The 16,440-nt window shown below is 43.6% G+C and carries 19 protein-coding genes; 6 read left to right on the top strand and 13 right to left on the bottom strand.

Annotation, left to right across the window (positions count from 1 at the left end; genetic code table 11):
* The first annotated feature begins 14 nt into the window (after window positions 1-14).
* Genes BM003_RS00355 through BM003_RS00345 form a run of 3 tightly spaced genes read left to right on the top strand, consistent with a single transcriptional unit; the run spans window position 15 to window position 2,633 of the window.
* Window positions 15-824 carry an ABC transporter permease gene (locus tag BM003_RS00355; RefSeq protein WP_093668946.1) on the top strand — a complete coding sequence of 270 codons (810 nt, stop codon included), beginning with the start codon at window positions 15-17 and terminating at the stop codon, window positions 822-824.
* Between the two features lie 13 nt (window positions 825-837).
* Entirely contained in the window at window positions 838-1,818 is a 981-nt protein-coding gene (locus BM003_RS00350; RefSeq protein ID WP_093668944.1) for an ABC transporter ATP-binding protein, read from the top strand.
* Window positions 1,818-2,633, top strand: a complete 816-nt coding sequence (locus BM003_RS00345) for an ABC transporter permease (RefSeq protein ID WP_093668942.1) — start codon at window positions 1,818-1,820, stop codon at window positions 2,631-2,633. Before BM003_RS00350 ends, BM003_RS00345 begins: the two co-directional genes overlap by 1 nt.
* 115 nt (window positions 2,634-2,748) lie before the next feature.
* On the opposite strand, the gene BM003_RS00340 is transcribed toward BM003_RS00345, so the two are convergent.
* The 6 genes from BM003_RS00340 to BM003_RS00315 all read right to left on the bottom strand — a co-directional run bounded on the left by BM003_RS00340 (window position 2,749) and on the right by BM003_RS00315 (window position 6,951).
* Window positions 2,749-3,564 (bottom strand): purine-nucleoside phosphorylase, encoded by an 816-nt coding sequence (locus tag BM003_RS00340; RefSeq protein WP_093668940.1) that lies wholly within the window; start codon window positions 3,562-3,564, stop codon window positions 2,749-2,751.
* A gap of 31 nt (window positions 3,565-3,595) precedes the next feature.
* Window positions 3,596-4,498: a tyrosine-type recombinase/integrase gene (locus BM003_RS00335; RefSeq protein ID WP_093668938.1), complete on the bottom strand. Its 903-nt coding sequence runs from the start codon at window positions 4,496-4,498 to the stop codon at window positions 3,596-3,598.
* Between the two features lie 4 nt (window positions 4,499-4,502).
* Window positions 4,503-4,754 carry a DUF4227 family protein gene (locus tag BM003_RS00330; RefSeq protein ID WP_093668936.1) on the bottom strand — a complete coding sequence of 84 codons (252 nt, stop codon included), beginning with the start codon at window positions 4,752-4,754 and terminating at the stop codon, window positions 4,503-4,505.
* Window positions 4,755-4,938: 184 nt separating this feature from the next.
* Window positions 4,939-5,439 (bottom strand): ferric iron uptake transcriptional regulator, encoded by a 501-nt coding sequence (gene fur / locus BM003_RS00325; protein ID WP_093668934.1) that lies wholly within the window; start codon window positions 5,437-5,439, stop codon window positions 4,939-4,941.
* Between the two features lie 230 nt (window positions 5,440-5,669).
* Window positions 5,670-6,302 (bottom strand): stage II sporulation protein M, encoded by a 633-nt coding sequence (gene spoIIM / locus BM003_RS00320; RefSeq protein ID WP_093668932.1) that lies wholly within the window; start codon window positions 6,300-6,302, stop codon window positions 5,670-5,672.
* A gap of 100 nt (window positions 6,303-6,402) precedes the next feature.
* On the bottom strand, window positions 6,403-6,951 hold the full coding sequence (locus tag BM003_RS00315; protein WP_093668930.1) for an NUDIX hydrolase: 549 nt from the start codon (window positions 6,949-6,951) through the stop codon (window positions 6,403-6,405).
* Window positions 6,952-7,197: 246 nt separating this feature from the next.
* Here BM003_RS00315 and BM003_RS00310 point away from each other — a divergent pair, with 246 nt between their 5' ends.
* Window positions 7,198-8,460 (top strand): MFS transporter, encoded by a 1,263-nt coding sequence (locus tag BM003_RS00310; protein WP_093668928.1) that lies wholly within the window; start codon window positions 7,198-7,200, stop codon window positions 8,458-8,460.
* 2 nt (window positions 8,461-8,462) lie between these two features.
* Here BM003_RS00310 and BM003_RS00305 read toward each other — a convergent pair whose 3' ends face one another.
* From BM003_RS00305 to BM003_RS00295, 3 genes are all read right to left on the bottom strand, one after another.
* Window positions 8,463-9,074, bottom strand: a complete 612-nt coding sequence (locus BM003_RS00305; protein ID WP_245733964.1) for a DNA-3-methyladenine glycosylase I — start codon at window positions 9,072-9,074, stop codon at window positions 8,463-8,465.
* Between the two features lie 19 nt (window positions 9,075-9,093).
* A complete protein-coding gene (locus tag BM003_RS00300; RefSeq protein ID WP_093668924.1) occupies window positions 9,094-9,636 on the bottom strand; it encodes a cysteine hydrolase family protein in 543 nt (180 codons plus the stop codon).
* A 242-nt stretch (window positions 9,637-9,878) separates the two neighbouring features.
* A complete protein-coding gene (locus BM003_RS00295; RefSeq protein ID WP_093668922.1) occupies window positions 9,879-10,820 on the bottom strand; it encodes a cation diffusion facilitator family transporter in 942 nt (313 codons plus the stop codon).
* 185 nt (window positions 10,821-11,005) lie between these two features.
* On the opposite strand from BM003_RS00295, the gene gloA2 reads away from it, so the two are divergent.
* Window positions 11,006-11,398: an SMU1112c/YaeR family gloxylase I-like metalloprotein gene (gene gloA2, locus BM003_RS00290; RefSeq protein ID WP_093669649.1), complete on the top strand. Its 393-nt coding sequence runs from the start codon at window positions 11,006-11,008 to the stop codon at window positions 11,396-11,398.
* A 71-nt stretch (window positions 11,399-11,469) separates the two neighbouring features.
* Window positions 11,470-12,180 carry a purine-nucleoside phosphorylase gene (gene deoD, locus BM003_RS00285; protein WP_093668920.1) on the top strand — a complete coding sequence of 237 codons (711 nt, stop codon included), beginning with the start codon at window positions 11,470-11,472 and terminating at the stop codon, window positions 12,178-12,180.
* Between the two features lie 118 nt (window positions 12,181-12,298).
* Here the strand turns inward: deoD and BM003_RS00280 are convergent, their stop codons facing one another.
* The 4 genes from BM003_RS00280 to BM003_RS00265 all read right to left on the bottom strand — a co-directional run bounded on the left by BM003_RS00280 (window position 12,299) and on the right by BM003_RS00265 (window position 16,418).
* On the bottom strand, window positions 12,299-12,760 hold the full coding sequence (locus BM003_RS00280) for an NUDIX hydrolase (RefSeq protein ID WP_093668918.1): 462 nt from the start codon (window positions 12,758-12,760) through the stop codon (window positions 12,299-12,301).
* A gap of 25 nt (window positions 12,761-12,785) precedes the next feature.
* A complete protein-coding gene (locus tag BM003_RS00275) occupies window positions 12,786-13,862 on the bottom strand; it encodes an AI-2E family transporter (protein WP_093668916.1) in 1,077 nt (358 codons plus the stop codon).
* Window positions 13,863-14,044: 182 nt separating this feature from the next.
* Entirely contained in the window at window positions 14,045-15,295 is a 1,251-nt protein-coding gene (locus tag BM003_RS00270) for a dihydrolipoamide acetyltransferase family protein (protein WP_093668914.1), read from the bottom strand.
* Window positions 15,296-15,383: 88 nt separating this feature from the next.
* Window positions 15,384-16,418 (bottom strand): alpha-ketoacid dehydrogenase subunit beta, encoded by a 1,035-nt coding sequence (locus BM003_RS00265; RefSeq protein WP_093668912.1) that lies wholly within the window; start codon window positions 16,416-16,418, stop codon window positions 15,384-15,386.
* Between the last annotated feature and the right edge of the window lie 22 nt (window positions 16,419-16,440).

The raw sequence follows: 16,440 nt of genomic DNA, 5'->3' as shown, positions 1-16,440 counted from the left end.
GGAGGAATGATACCATGTGGATCGCTTTCTCAGCGACTTTTAAGCGTCAACTGATCACCATGCGCCGCGCATATCCATGGTCATTTTTCATTGGACATATTTTAGACGGTGTCTATATCACGATTTTTGCCTATCTCTCTTATCATTTCATTTTTCAAGGCCAATTGAATACACAGTTTGTCAGTTACACGGGCACCTCCGACTACCTTTCCTATGTCATTATGGGCGGCGTTTTTAATTCCTTCGCCGTGTCTCTTCTGATGATCGTCAGCCGCATGCTGATTAATGAAATGAGAGAAGGTACATTAGAAGCCTTGCTGCTCACTCCCTCTTCACGGCTTGGATACTTTCTCGGTGCTGCCATCCAGGGCCTGATGCGTTCGGGGATCGAGTGGCTAGCTATCATCTGTGTTGGCCTGTTTTTTGGATTAAATCTGGTCGCCGCACATTTGGCATTGCTCCTTCCAATTATGATCGTTCTTTGTTTCGCTCTTTTCGCGCAAGCGCTCGTACTCGGAGGCTTTATGCTCGCTTTTCGTGATACATACATCACGCAGAATACATTATTTGTGATCATGACACTTGTGAGCGGCGTTAGTTTCCCACCGCAATTTTTGCCTGATTGGATTCAAGGACTGAGCTTAATCATGCCCCTCTATTATGGACTCGAACTCATGCGCTCAGTAATGACTCATGCCGCGCCATCTTCAGACATTCTTTATCATCTGCTTAGTCTTTCTACGCTTGGCATACTTTACTTTGCAATCGGCTTACTCTTTATGAAACGCATGGAAAAATCGGTATTGGAAAAACATTTTGGATAAGGGGGGAACGATCATGCTTGAAGCAAAACACTTGCATAAAAGTTATACACTAAAAGAAAAAAACGGCTGGCTGAGTCGAAGAAAACAGCAAATTAAAGCGGTCAACGATCTTAGTTTAACGATTGAAAAAGGTGAAATTATCGGCCTGCTTGGCGTAAATGGAGCGGGGAAAACAACCACAATAAAAATGCTTTCCACCTTGCTCGCGCCAACGTCCGGTACCATTTCAATCGACGGAATCAATGCAGTGAAACAACCAGAGCTGATTAAGCGACGCGTCAATATGATCGCCGGTGGTGAACGCATGCTCTATTGGCGCTTAAGCGCCCGTGAAAATCTGATGTATTTCGGCCGACTGTATGGTCTAAACGGGAATACTCTGAAGCAAAGATGCCGCGCGCTCATCGATAAGGTTGGTTTGACTGAGTTCGCCGACCGCCCTGTTGAACGTTACTCCAAAGGAATGAAGCAGCGTCTTCAAATTGCTCGCGGATTAATCAACGACCCGGATTATCTATTTCTTGATGAACCGACGCTTGGCTTGGACGCGCCGGTCGCCCGTCAATTGAGAGTTCTTGTCAAAAGCCTCGCCAAAGAGAAAAACAAGGGAATTCTCCTGACGAGCCACTATCTTGAGGAAGTTGAAGAGCTATGCGATCATGTCTCGATCATTGAAAAAGGGCATCTGCTTTTACAAGGCACGCCGCGCAGAATCATCCAGACGATTGTCAAAGACCGTTCGCTGATTGTCGTTATGAAGACGCTCGATAAAGAGAACTGGCACTGGCTCAAGCAAGAAACAGATAAGCTTGGCATCCATGCACAGAAAAAGGAAACGAATGAAGGCACGCGCGTGGATATGAAAGCGACCTTTGATATGACTTCTTCCTTTCTTGCACTCGCTCAAAAAAGAAATCTGCAACTCATTCGGTTCGACGCCAAAAAACCAAATTTAGAAGACGCGATCATTCGGCTTACGGAGGTTCATGACTAATGATGAAGATGCTGACGATCTGCCAAGCAGAAATGCGAAAGAGTCATCGCCATAATTTTAATAATCGTCTTATATATTTTTCAATGTTTCTATGGCCGATTATTCAGTTCATCAATGCCTACTACGCATTCAAACCGTTTAATCTCGGACAGAACAGTCCGCTTTCTCGATTTGTTCCTGTAAATAAGCTCGGACTCTTTTTAATCACCGGCTGCATCGCCTACATCTTTTTCTGGAGTCTCGTTCAATCCGCATGGATGATGGGCTATGAACGCCAGCAAGGAACTTTGGAACTGATCCTGCTTACTCCCGCCTCTCGAACTTTGATTATGTTCAGCCGCGCTGCTGCAAATTTAATTGAAGCTGTTTGGATGTTTTCTATTTTTGCCATACTCACCATATTTTTTATGGGCGGACTCCACATTGCTCACTGGTGGCTGCTTCCATTTGCCGTCATGGTGCTTCTCCTGTCAGCTGTTGTATGGGGTGGATTTTTGAATACAATCTTTCTCTTCTCACGCGACGCCGGCTTTCTCTATACTCTTTTTGAAGCTCCGATGGAATTCTTCTCAGGAGTGCGTATGCCGATCATGGCTTTTCCAATATGGGCAAAAGTAATCGCTTTTGTTTTCCCACTAACCTTTGTTTTGACTATCCTTCGAGCCATTGTAATGGATGGCAAAACATTGGGAAGCATATGTATCCCTTTAATCGAATTAGCCATCATATTGATTGCCCTGACTGCTGCCTCGTTCATTCTCGTTCGTTACGCGGAAAAACACGCGAAGGAAACCGGCAATCTGACATTCTTTTGATCTTGTGTCAAATCACTTATAATTAGAAACACAAAAAATTGATGCAAGACATTTTCTCTTAAGCGAGAAAGAACCGTGAATTTTCTCCACGGCTCTTTCTCGCTTAAATTTAATTTCACATCGAACGAATAATTGATTTAATTAAGGCTGTGAAGTCCGCTTTAACACGATCTGCGGTTTCAATAACCTCTTTGTGTGACAGCGGCTGATCGAGAATCCCACAAGCCATGTTCGTGATACATGAGATGCCGAGTACATCCAATTGAAGATGGCTCGCCGCAGTCACCTCAGGAACGGTTGACATACCAACCGCGTCAGCACCCATGACGCGCATCATTCGAATCTCGGCTGGTGTTTCATATTGCGGGCCGTGAGTCGCCAAATAAACGCCTTTACGAATATGGATATTGAGTTCTGCAGCAGCTTCTTCCGCCTTCAGAATCAATTCCGAACTGTATGCATGCGACATATCGGGAAAACGCGGTCCCAGTTCATCATCGTTCGGTCCGATCAACGGACTGTCACCGAGCATGTTGATATGATCAGTGATTAGCATCAGATCGCCAGGATCAAAATCCGTATTGATGCCCCCGCATGCGTTGGTAACAATCAGCTTTTCAATGCCCATCGCCTTCATAACGTAAACAGGAAAGGCAACTTGCGCAAGAGAATAGCCCTCATAATGATGATACCTTCCTTGCATCGCAACAACAGTTTTTCCCTCAAGTTCTCCGATGACAAATTGCCCTTTATGACCTTTAACTGTCGATTCCGGGAAATGAGGCAGAGATCGATATGGAATCTGTTCCGCATTGGAAATTTCGTCAGCCAGATCACCAAGTCCGGACCCAAGAATCAGTCCGATTATTGGTTTTTGGCGTGTGGTTTTTCTCAACTTTTCCATTACTTCTTCTATTGGCTTCATGTTCATCTCTCCTGTGTGGTGACACATACCATTCATACTATTTTGATCGTACATGTGGATGATAGGTAGTGTAAAGTTTCTTGAAGGGCAAACGATTTGGTCGTGGATAACGCATCGATGCGGAATGATGCGTGCGTCCCATCAATTCATCGACAAATTCGAATGATGCACCGTTTTGCAACAAATGAGCGGTTAATGACTGTCGAAGCGTTTCCGGTGAAATAGGAACAGAAATCCCCGCTTCTTCAGCGTACTGCTTAAGGATTTTCCAAATGCCTTGTCTGGTCAATCGTTTATTCAGCCGATTTAAGAAAAGCGGCTGTCCGTTTTTTTTCAGTGCCGACTCATGATCAAGTTCTGTTATGTACGATTGGAGCGCTTGAATCGCTTCCGGATCAAGAGGCAGTATCCGCTCGTCACCTTTTTTCCCAACGCAGCGGATAAATTCCAAACCGAGATTCACTTGGTCTCGATTTAACCGGATACATTCAGATACGCGTATTCCCGTCGCATATAGTACCTCCATGATAGCCCGATCACGTTTTCCTGTTCTGGTCCGAGTGTCCGGCGCTGCCAGGAGCTGCTCCACTTGATTCACAGTCAACATTGAGGGAAGCGGTTTCTGTTTTATCTTGGGTATATCCATAGCATAAGCAGGATCGTTCACCATTTGGTGACTGCGCATCAGATAGCGATGCAAGCCACGCATAGCGGCAGCCTTCCTTGCAAGCGTTGCCGGCGCGCAGCCCTGATCTTTTAGATGATAAAGATAGTTCATCACGACTACTTCTGTGACATCACCCCACTTCTCGCAGCTCGCACTTTCCATTAAAAAAGCAAGATACTGAGATAAATCACTTCGGTATGCCTCAATGGTATTTTCCGACAAACCGCGCTCCCGAATAAGTAAGTCCAAAAAGTCATTTAACTGTTTCCTCAATCGCTCATTCTCCGTCTCTCAAGAATTCTATAAAGCGCGAATAATCACGTCTGTTGTCCAGTTGATCGCCATCCATCCGTTTGGCGTCCTGTTCATGAATGACTTTTACTGCGCCTGATCCCGGTTCATCGTAGCGGTGCACCTTTTCCTGAAAGTGATCCACCCAGGTCATTCCAGCATAAAAAGCCGCAGTGAGTACAGCAAAAGCGATTAATAGTTTGAAAAAATCCACACTCATTCGAAAAATACCGTTCATCCGCTCATCCCTGCCTGTCCAAAATTAATTCGTTAGTTAATCATATGAGGACAGTTCGAGAATATTGCGGTATAACGACTCTTTTTACTTTTGGATGTCTTCAGTGGTCACCGGCTGCAGACAGTTCACATGGAAAAAATGAAAAAACAGTCTGATGCACTCAGGCTGTCGCGGTCAAAAACTATTACACTTTCTCTGTTTCCTGTTCATATTCTTTTTCTTTTTTCAGGCGGTTTTCTTCTTCATGTTTTTCCAGGCAGCGATGGCAAATACCGTGAAAAGTCAGGCGGTGATCTTTCACTTTAAAATGCCATTTACGCTCCACAACCTTCTCCACTTCTCCGAGCAGATCCTCCTGTATTTCATCCACAGAGCCGCACTCAATGCAGACCAAATGATGGTGAAAATGACTCGCCCCTTCACGACGCAAATCATATCGCGATACACCATCACCAAAATTAATTTTGTCTACAATTTTCAATTCAGCTAACAATTCAAGTGTTCGATATACAGTAGCAAGCCCAATTTCAGGCGCTTTCTCTTTGACAAGGAGGTACACATCTTCAGCACTCAAATGATCTCGTTCATTTTCCAACAAGACCCTTACTGTGGCTTCTCGCTGCGGTGTCAGCTTATATTTTTGCGCATGAAGTTGTTTCTTAATACGATTAATTCTGCCTTCCATACAAGCCCCCCCTTTGCAAGAACAATCTCAAAGATAAAATAACGCTGGAATGTTCGGTAGCCAATCATGGCCTGTATTCCTCAACATAATCGTGAAAAAATGCGACTATTATCAATAAGATCATTGGTTTTACAGGAAAATTATAATCCTTATTGATAACAGTGTCAATTAAATATAATTACTTTCAAATTATAATTATTTTATTTTAAAAGGAATTGATTTTCCACTTATCAAGAAATAAAAAGGCGTATCAATGCAGGCGATATATAAGCTTCGTATCCGGACGCAGCTGCGGCAATCAATGTCGCACTTGCTAATACAATCCCATAATTGATAAATTGCGGCAACATCGGCTGCTTTCTCGTTTTCATTAGGAGCTGCCTTATCATTTTCAATGAAAACGCAACCGACAGAACGGTAAGAAACAAATAATTTGGAATACTGAGCAGATTCTGAGGAAAGATGCTGACGAGTACAGCCATTAATCCCTTCGTTCCCATTTGGCTAACAAGAAAACCAACAGTAAAGCCGAGAAACATGCCTTTGACAAAGATCAGCAGAAAGATAAGCGGAAGACCAATGACTGAGAGTCCAAGCACCCAAATCAAAACGAGAAACTGCATATCATGAAAAAGGCTCTCTTTGAAAAGCGCTCGCGGATCGGCAATTTGACTTTTGGCTAGTTCACCGAAAAACTGTTGTAAATAATGGAGCAAATCACTTTTTGATTCATAGGAAAGACAATTCACAACAATCGCTCCAAAGACTATGCCCATGAGCAGCAAACCCGTAACAAAAGTATAAAGTGATAAATAATCGCTAATATGCTTCGCAAGCGTTTTTTTTAATCGTTCCGCAATCATTCGGTCGACCTCCCGACATGTTCGATCATCTGAAATCTATAATCTCATTCTATGATTCATTCAGATAACTATGACCAAATCGAGAGTTTTCACGAATCTTTCAGTTTGCAGCTCGCATTGCCTTAAGCTGCATATATTGCACAGCATAGACTGACTTCGCATCAAAAATGCGGTGATCTTCTATCATTTGTATTGCTTCTTCAAGATCCACTGCGCAAACTTCTAGAAATTCGTCCTGATCGAGGTGCTGTCTGCCTTCAATGAGAGAATCAGTAAAGTAGACATGAAGCAATTCATCGGAAAATCCCGGTGACGAATAGAATGAAGCTATTTTTTCCATCTTTTTGCATTGACAGCCCGTTTCTTCCTCAAGCTCTCTTAATGCAGAATGATCCGGATTTTCATTAGGTTCCAACTTACCCGCGGGTATCTCGTAAATAATTCCATCCAGCGGATAACGATACTGTCTGACAAGTAGCAGCTTACCTTCTTTATTAACGGCAATCACAGCGACAGCACCCGGGTGTTTGACTACTTCACGAGAGGATTCTTCACCATTTGGTAGCAGTACTTGATCGACAAATAGATGAACAATTCTGCCTTTAAAAATTTCTTTTGAACTTATCTTTTTTTCGGTTAATCCATCCATAAACACACATCCTCTATTGAGTTGGTTTTGTTACGAATAGCATCATTCATCATGCTGCAATTTGTTCTGTTTTCATTCTATCACAGCAGGCATTGTGAGCCATTCTTTTTTCCTTTTCATACTGAGCAAGGAACACCCCCGCTTCTCTGTAGTTTATACTGTGACAGATCGTGACTAATACACGATTTTGATTTATAGTGTGTAACGTGTGCTGCAAATTACTAAGTGTTTATATGAGGTGAAAAGATGACTGATCAAACTTCCAACATAATGTCCAAACGAAACGTGCCGCAATTCTTTAAACCTCTCTATCATTCTCGTGCATTCCGTGCATTATGGATTGGTAACACGCTTTCCGTTTTCGGTTCATCAATTACAGGTATTATCATTCCGCTGCTTGTTTATTCTTTGACTCAGTCAACTGTCGCTATGGGTTTTGTCATGACGGCTTATATGCTGCCAAACGTTCTCATTCTTCCTTTTGCCGGAATCATCGTCGATAAAGTGAATCGAGCGAAATTGATGCGCATGACAGATATCGTTCGCTGCGCGATGGCATTCATCATCATGAGCTTGGGAATGAGCGGACAACTAACCATACATCTGCTGTCAGGTATCGCTATTGTGCTTGGAATTATGGATGGGCTATTTCAACCCGCATTTTCGGCTATGCGCGCTACCGTATTCACTCAAGATATCCGAACGTCCGCAAATGCACTTAACCAGTTAAGCATTCAGGGGATGCGGTTGCTCGGACCAGCACTCGGAGGCATGATTGTCACCGTTTGGTCAGCACCGATTGGCTTTGGAATTGATGGTCTTACATACCTCGTCTCTTTTATTTGTCTTCTATTTCTAACCAAAGAGGGTGAAATAAAAAAAGCAGTCACAGATTCAAAAAAATCTTCCTTTATACGCGACTGCTTTGGCGGAATTGAGATAATCAAGCAGAATACATGGCTTTGGGTCACCATATTAGCCTTTTGCTTCATTAATATTTGCACAACGGGCATCACCGTCATTATCATTCCATGGCTGATGAACGTGCATCATCATTTTCCTTCATATGTTTACGGTCTAGTCATGTCAGGTCAGGCAGTCGGTGCTGCTCTGGCTGCATTCATTTTCGGCATGCGCCAAACTTGGCGGCATCGCGGCCTGATCGCCTATTTAGGTATCGCGATCGGTGGCGCAGCGTTTATGATTATGCCGTTCGTTCCTAATCCCTCGATTCTCACGTTGCTCATGACAATCGAAGGCTTGGGAAGCATGTCCTTCGGCTTGGTATGGGAAACAAGCCTCCAGGACCTTGTCGCTCCGGAAGCGTTCGGTCGCGTTGCGAGCATTGATATGCTCGGCTCATTCGCACTCATCCCCGTTGGCTATATGTTCACCGGATGGTTCGCCAGTGCGATCGGAGGCGTATCAGCGATGCTTGTCCTCAGCTGCCTGACACTCTTGTTAATCGCGATCGTACTTTGTATTCCCGCTATCCGAAAATTTGATTGAGCTTAGTTTTCCATACAAGCCAAGTGATTTCCATTGGTGATTTCCCGAAAGCAAAAGCAGCCGGTCTCGTGATCATTGACCATTCCTGTTGCTTGCATAAAGGCATAGCAAATCGTCCCACCAACAAATTTAAAGCCTCGCTTTTTCAGGGCTTTACTCATAAGCAGCGATTCCTCGCTAGAGGCGGGAACCGCTGCGCTTTCTTTATAATAATGAACGATCGGTTTTCCGCCTACGAATGACCAAAGAAACTGACTGAACGACTGTTCTTTTTCAAGTTCCAAAAACATCCGCGCGTTTGTGATGATTGCATTAATCTTTAGCCTATTTCGTATAATCGCTGAATTTCCCATTAATTGCTCCACTTTCTCAGCAGAATAATCGGCAACCGTCCGAGGATCAAAACTGCTAAAAGCCTTGCGATACGCCTCGCGTCGTTTCAAAATGGTGATCCAGCTCAAACCGGCTTGCATCCCCTCTAAACAAAGCATTTCAAATAATTTCTGCGAGTCATATTGAGGGCGTCCCCACTCGTGATCATGGTAATCCAGATAAACGGAATCCGTGGTGTTCCAAGAACAGCGTGTGTACCCGTCATCATGTAATTTGGTCAACGTGACCACCCCTTTCCAGTTAATCGATAATTTCAGTTTTAAAAATAGCATTCATATGCCTCAGAAACAATTCATGCTGCTCTGTAAAAGTTGCCATTCCCCTTCGATGCGCAATCGTTTTATAGCCTCTCGAATAGGCGCCATACGCAGTCAGAAAATCACAGATATCCGTACAAACTCCGGTGAGGTGAACCGTGTCGATGTGACGTTCCTTCAACATACCATCCAAATCAGTTCTAATAAAAGCATCATACTCCGGCTTCGGAACGAAAATCACATTTGACTCCTGAGCATGTGCGGTGTACCATTCGTCAAGAAGTCCATAGAGCTTGGCACCCCATGTCCCTTTTATATTGTGCGGCGGCCACAGTTTAAAATGCGCATCATTCGGCTCATGAGCATCCATACAAAAGAACACCGGCTTTCCTTCTTCAAAAAAATGATCTGCGAGATCTTTAATAAATGGCACAATCTGTTGCGCAGGTTTGCCTGCTGTTAATCCGCCGCGATCATCAACAAAATCATTGCTCATATCAATCACAAGAAGCGCTTCAGACACCATAAGACACCCTCCCTAGTTTTCAATACCTATACTTTAACATGCTTTAAGTAACGGCAGCAGTGAAAAACACTTTCTTGCGCCTTGGAATCATTCATCTTCGACCGGACGATCAATCTCCCGAACAAATTAGTGTTTTTTTGAAGACCATTGAGCCTTGGCTTATAATAAGATTCACACCACAAAAGCGAGAGTAAAGATTCAGTCCACCTTCACTCCCGCTTCTCTTATAAAACTATGGTATTTCAGCCATGCCGCTGATGCGTACAATCCGAATGACAGTTTGTGAAATTGATACTTTCGATTTGAACGGTTGAATGTTCCAGGTGATATTCGGATAAGAGCTGCTCCACTCTTTTCAGCATCTCATCATGATTGATGCCGTCAGCAACTGTCAGATGGCAACTCAGCGAAAGAAAACCGGATGTGATCGTCCACACATGTAAGTCATGAATCCCTTGAACATCGTCCAATGCCATAATTCGATCGTGTATCTCGTTAAGGTCTAGATCATCAGGCTTAGCCTCCATCAATACATTAACCGAGTCACGCGTAACACCCCAACCGCTTTTCAAGATAAGGAGCGAGACAATCATACTGGCGATCGGATCGGCAATCCCCCACCCAAAAAACATAATGAGTGCTGAGGCGACAATTGCTCCGACTGACCCAAGCAAATCGCCGATCACATGCAAGAACGCGCTTCGAACATTCAAATTCTCATCTTTTTCTCCTTGCATTAAAATCCGTGCCACTACAATATTGACGATTAGTCCAATCACTGCGATGACCATCATCTCTCCACTGGCGACTGTGGCCGGATGAGCCATTCGAGAAATCGCTTCGACGATAATCCAAACAGAAATAATTAAAAGCAGCACTCCGTTAAACAGAGCCGCCAAAATCTCGAATCTTTTATAACCGAATGTTTTACGCCCGTTAGCCGATACTTTGCTTCCAATCACAATCGCGGCAAAGCTTAATCCCAATGAAATCGCGTCACTGAGCATATGACCGGCATCCGAGAGCAATGCTAAACTGTTGCTCAAGTAGCCGCCAATCGCCTCGACGATCATGAAACCTGTAATAATTATAAAGCTGATAAACAGCGCTTTTTGGTTTGTTGAATGATGAGTGTGCGTGTGGCCATGCGTCAATTCATGATGATGGTCCTTATGTTCCTTCATGCCGCTCTCGCCTCTTTCTAGTCGAAATATCCAACGATTGAACATATGTTCAATCGTTCATATGTATAGTATCAGACTTTTATGGATAACTGTCAATATCATTATGGTCTCTTTTAGAGAATCGCAACTCACGAATTTTGTTTGGTATACTATTAGATATAAGCGATTAAGAAAGGCGTGAGATGATGAATTTTGAAGAGCTCCATCATTGTGCAATTATTAGTTCCGATTACGCACGATCAAAACATTTTTATGTAGATTTACTTGGTCTTTCTATTATTAATGAAATCTACCGAAAAGAACGCAATTCTTATAAATTGGATCTGGCTGTTGGGAACGGATCAAGTGGACAAATCGAACTTTTCTCGTTTCCTACTCCGCCCGCTCGTCCAACACAACCGGAAGCCTGTGGACTCAGGCATCTTGCTTTCTCAGTGAAAAATCTCGATGCTTCCGTGCAAGAACTCAATAAAAAAGGCGTTGTTACCGAACCCATCCGTACCGATCCGATAACAGGCAGCCGATTCACCTTTTTCAGAGATCCGGATGATTTACCGCTTGAACTCTATGAGAACTAATTCATTGCCTTTAAAACATGTTCGCATGGTAAAATAAGAAGAATTCGCAACTATTCGAAGGAGGACGTACAGTGAGTATTCATATTGAGGCAAAACCCGGTGAAATTGCAGATCGTATTCTGCTGCCCGGCGATCCCTTACGCGCGAAATATATTGCTGAAACTTACTTAACCGAAGTCTCTCAGTATAACAATGTCCGTGGCATGCTCGGATTTTCCGGAACATACAACGGAAAAAGACTATCGGTCCAAGGAACGGGAATGGGGATTCCATCAATCTCCATTTATGTAAATGAACTTATTCGTGACTACGGAGTAAAAAAACTGATCCGAGTCGGCACTTGTGGCGGCATTCAAACCGGCATCCATGTTCGAGACGTGATACTGGCGATGTCCGCTACCACAGACTCATCGGTAAACCATAGCACATTTCCAAACATTGATTTTGCACCAACCGCAAATTTTGATCTGCTTCAAAAAGCGTACAACATTGGCATTCAGTCCGGACTATCTTTGCGCGCCGGCAACATTCTTTCAGCCGATGTTTTCTATCGCGACAGCATGGATATTGTAAAAAAATTAGGCGAGTACGGTGTTCTTGCTGTAGAGATGGAGACCTCTGCGCTGTACACATTAGCTGCAAAATACGGCGCTCAGGCGCTTACCATTCTCACTGTCAGCGATCATATCTTCTCGGACGAACCCGATACGAGCGCTGAAGAAAGACAAACAACATTTAATGATATGATCCATATTGCGCTTGAAACCGCAGTTAGTGAATGATCGATCTCTGTCGGGACTTCGGTGAATACGAAAGCCTAGTTACATTCGTTTCCTTAAAATTTTTTACTTTTTTACAGTACGAAAAAACCATGATCCGCTCAGTCGAAACATGGTTTTTTTATTTCTTATTTTGGCAGTTAAAATAATCGTCAATAATTTTGCGCTGATTTTTCAAAATCAGCTTGGGAAGTTCATGCTGTTTGCGGAATTCAAAAGTCTCAGATTCTTCAGGATCAATCTTCCATTTTCCTTCAAAAGTATCGGTCACATAAGCAATGGTCACCGGATAATACTGATCACCATTATCCGCAACAGAAGGCGTTTTCGTACCTGAATATACTTGAAATAACTGAAGACCGCTCACTGTTAATCCGGTTTCTTCTCGAACCTCTCGAATCGCTGTTTGCTCTGCCGACTCGCCGAGCTCCATCAAACCACCCGGAAGTCCCCAGCTCCCGATAGGAAATTTCCGTTTTTGAAGCAGCACAGCGCCATTACCATCATGAATAATCGCAACAGCACCAACAAGCATGACCGGATCATGTCCAAGCTTGCGGCGTAAATCTTGTACATACCCCATTTAGATAACTCCCCCTTAATCTCCCTTATTGCTTGCGCAATTGAATCAGTTTGTAGACACGTGTGACAACGACCTTGCATACTGCATACATCGGAATCGCAAACAACATACCAATTATACCTGCAAGATTACCGGCTACGAGCAACAGACAAATTATGGTCAGTGGATGAATATCTAGTTTTCTCCCCATCACAAGCGGAGAAACCACATTTCCTTCAATTTGCTGAACGACAGTAACGCCGACAATAACATAGACAGCCAAGATTGGTGATTGAATAAACGCGACAATGACAGCCGGAATCGTCGCAATAAAGGATCCGATAAACGGAATCACATTAGTAAACAGTATCACAAGTGCTAAAACAAGTGAGTAATTTAAGCCAATAATCAAGTACCAGATATAGATAAAAATGAAATCAAAGAGCAGAACAATCATTTGACCCTGAATATAACCGCTTAATGTCTGATCCATGTCTTTAAGAATTTCACGCGCTTTTTCTTGATGGACAACCGGAATGAGCTTTGTCATGCCGTGCGAAATCCGATCGCTGTCCTTCAATAAATAGAAAAGTATAAAAGGGACAGTAGCGATAATCAGAACTGTGCCGGTAATTGATTGAATAATTGATAGTACGTTATTTCCAATTGATGTCGCCATTGTTGAAAGTGACTTGGAAAATCGATTTGCGAAATCCAGGTATGGAATCTCATCTAAATGCATTTTGGAGAAAATTTCACTTTGCTGAAAGTTAATCAACTGCTCACTCAGTTGCTGCACAAGACCCGGCATGCTGTTAATCAACGATAGAAACTGACTGTATAAAAGCGGACCAACATTAAACGCCAATAAAGTGATAAGTCCTACGCATACTAAATATATGATAAGGATGGCAACAATTTTAGGAATTTTAAGTCGCATTAAGCCTCTTACGAGTGGGCGAAGCAGGTAGTAGAGCAAGCCGGAAATGACGAGCGGAGCGGCAAGTGATGTAAACAGCACACCAACCGGCCTTAGAACAAACGTTAACTTAGAACCTACCATTAATATTACTAGAATAAGAAGCACCCAAACCGCGAAACGGAAATATTTAGATTTTGGCATGACATTTCCCCTATCTTCAAACAACAACTAAAAATGTATTTACCCTCACATTGTACCCCATTTTCCAGCCATTAATCCAATATAATCCAAATGAAAAATTGAATTATATATATCTTTCATTGGGTAAAAAACAAACAGCACTGCCTCAATAGAGGGTGCTGTTTGCAAATTCATTCATACCATCATAGAACTAATTTGAATGGCGTTTCAAGATTTGCCTTCACTGTTGCTAAGAAAGCCGCTGCAGGAGCGCCATCAATCGCCCTGTGGTCAAAGGTTAGGCTAAGCGGCATCATACTGCGTTTCTTCAGCTCGTCGCCAAAATAAACCGGCTGCTGACTAATGGTGCCCACACCTAGAATACCTACTTCAGGAGGATTGATGACCGGTGTAAAGAATCCAACACCAGAGGTCCCAAGTGAAGTAATCGTAAAGGTTGAACCGCTTAGCTTCAGCTGATTTAATTCATTGCCACGCGCTGCTTTGCTTGCTTTGCGAATTTCACGTGAAATTGCACTCAACGATTTTTTATCTGCATGTTCGACGACTGGAACAACAAGACCCTCATCCAGCGCAACCGCTACACCAAGATGGACCTCATCAAAGGTGGTGATCGTATCGCCTTCATAAAGACTATTCATCGACTTGTGTTCTAGGAGGGCGTTGATTACTGCCTTCGCAATAAAATCAGTAATGGTTAAGCGCACCTCATCATTAATTTGATAAGCTTCACGAGCTTTCTTTTGGAACGCGATTAATTCAGTTACATCAACAGTTGTCTGCAAGGTGAGCTGCGCAGTTTGTTGAAGACTAGTAAACATACGTTCCGAAATAACTTTTCGCATTCCAGTGACTTTCTTCGTTTTTCCTGACGATGGAGCGGCAGTTGGTGCTGATACTGCTTCTTGAGCAGGCTTCGCGTCAGCAACTGGTTCTTGCGCTTTTTGCACGTGTGCTTGCGCTTCAGCTACATCTGCTTTCGTGATTCTGCCCATTGGTCCCGTACCGGTTACCGTCGCCAAATCGACATTTGCGATTTTCGCTAAGCGGCGTGCTGCCGGGGAAACCCGCAATCTCGGCTCATCGGTTGATACCGGCTCAAGAGAAGGTTCAGGTTGAGGCGCCGCGGCAACGGGCACTTCCTTTTTCGCTTCTGCCTCAGGTACAGCGGCACTTTCCGTACTCACTTCTTCTCCAGGAGCACCGATATAACCGAGTGCGTGACCGATCGGAACAACGTCATCAACGTCTGCTTCAATATCGATCAAGACCCCCTCCTCAGGTGCTTCAAGTTCTTTCTCAATCTTATCTGAACTGATGGAGACGACCGATTCGCCTTTTTTAACCGGATCTCCCTTCTGTTTCAGCCACTCGACTACTGTTCCTTCTTCCATGCCCATGCCCATTTTCGGCATAATGATTTCTACCGCCATTTTGTTCTCGCTCCTTTCAAATAAAATCAACAAGGATGCTCGTTTTCGCTATACAGCATCGCAGTTATTCAATGAATCCCGGTGCCTATTACACTGCTGAGAATACTTTATTGCCAACCATAACACTAAATGCGTCGATAATTTTCTGCGGGGTCGGCATATACAATTTTTCAAGCGGCGGAGAAAACGGCACTGGAGCATGAGGAGCAGTCACGCGCTTGATCGGAGCGTCCAGATAATCAAAGGCTTTATCACCAACAATTGCTGCAATATCTGTGGCAGCGCTGCAACGCGGATAAGCTTCATCTACAATGATCAGACGACCGGTTTTTTTCACTGAATTGATAATTGTGTCTTCATCGAGCGGCGACAACGTTCTCGGGTCAATAACTTCAGCCTCAAAACCTTTTTTCGCTAATTGATCGGCTGCTTTCAACGCCGTATACACCTGTTTGCCAAGTCCGACAATCGTTAAATCCTTACCCGCACGTTTGATCTCAGCCTTGCCGAACGGAATCGTGTAAAAGCCTTCGCCGACTTCACCCTTCATTCCATAAAGTGTCTTGTCTTCAAAAACAATAACCGGATCATCATCAAATATCGCGCTTAACAATAGCCCTTTCATATCATATGGATTGCTTGGAATAACCACTTTAATTCCTGGTATGTGTGTGAAAAGTGCGTACAAACTCTGCGAATGCTGAGCTGCCGCATTAAATCCCGCCCCATCAATCGTTCGAATTGTTAACGGAACTTTTGCTTTTCCACCGAACATATAATGAAATTTTGCTGCCTGATTCATCACTTCATCCAAACAACTGCCGATAAAGTCGTTGAACATCAGTTCCGAAATCGGACGCAATCCGGTCGCTGCAGCAGAAACAGCCGCACCCATATAACCTGATTCAGCAATTGGTGTGTCAATCACTCGATCGCGTCCAAATTCTTCAACGATTCCCTTGGTTACGCCGAACACGCCGCCCCAAGCGCCTTCATCTTGCAAATGATCGACTTCGGCGCCGCCTGCAACGTCCTCTCCAATTAAGATAACATCATCATCTTTACGCATCGCTAAACGAATTGCATCATTAATCGCTTCTGAATAACTCATTTTAACTGCCATTGCGAGCACCTCCAGATTTATC

The sequence above is a fragment of the Sporolactobacillus nakayamae genome (genome assembly GCF_900113325.1).
Lineage (GTDB): Bacteria > Bacillota > Bacilli > Bacillales > Sporolactobacillaceae > Sporolactobacillus > Sporolactobacillus nakayamae.
Note: the sequence above shows the minus strand (reverse complement) of the source record. Positions and strands in the feature narration are given on the sequence as shown.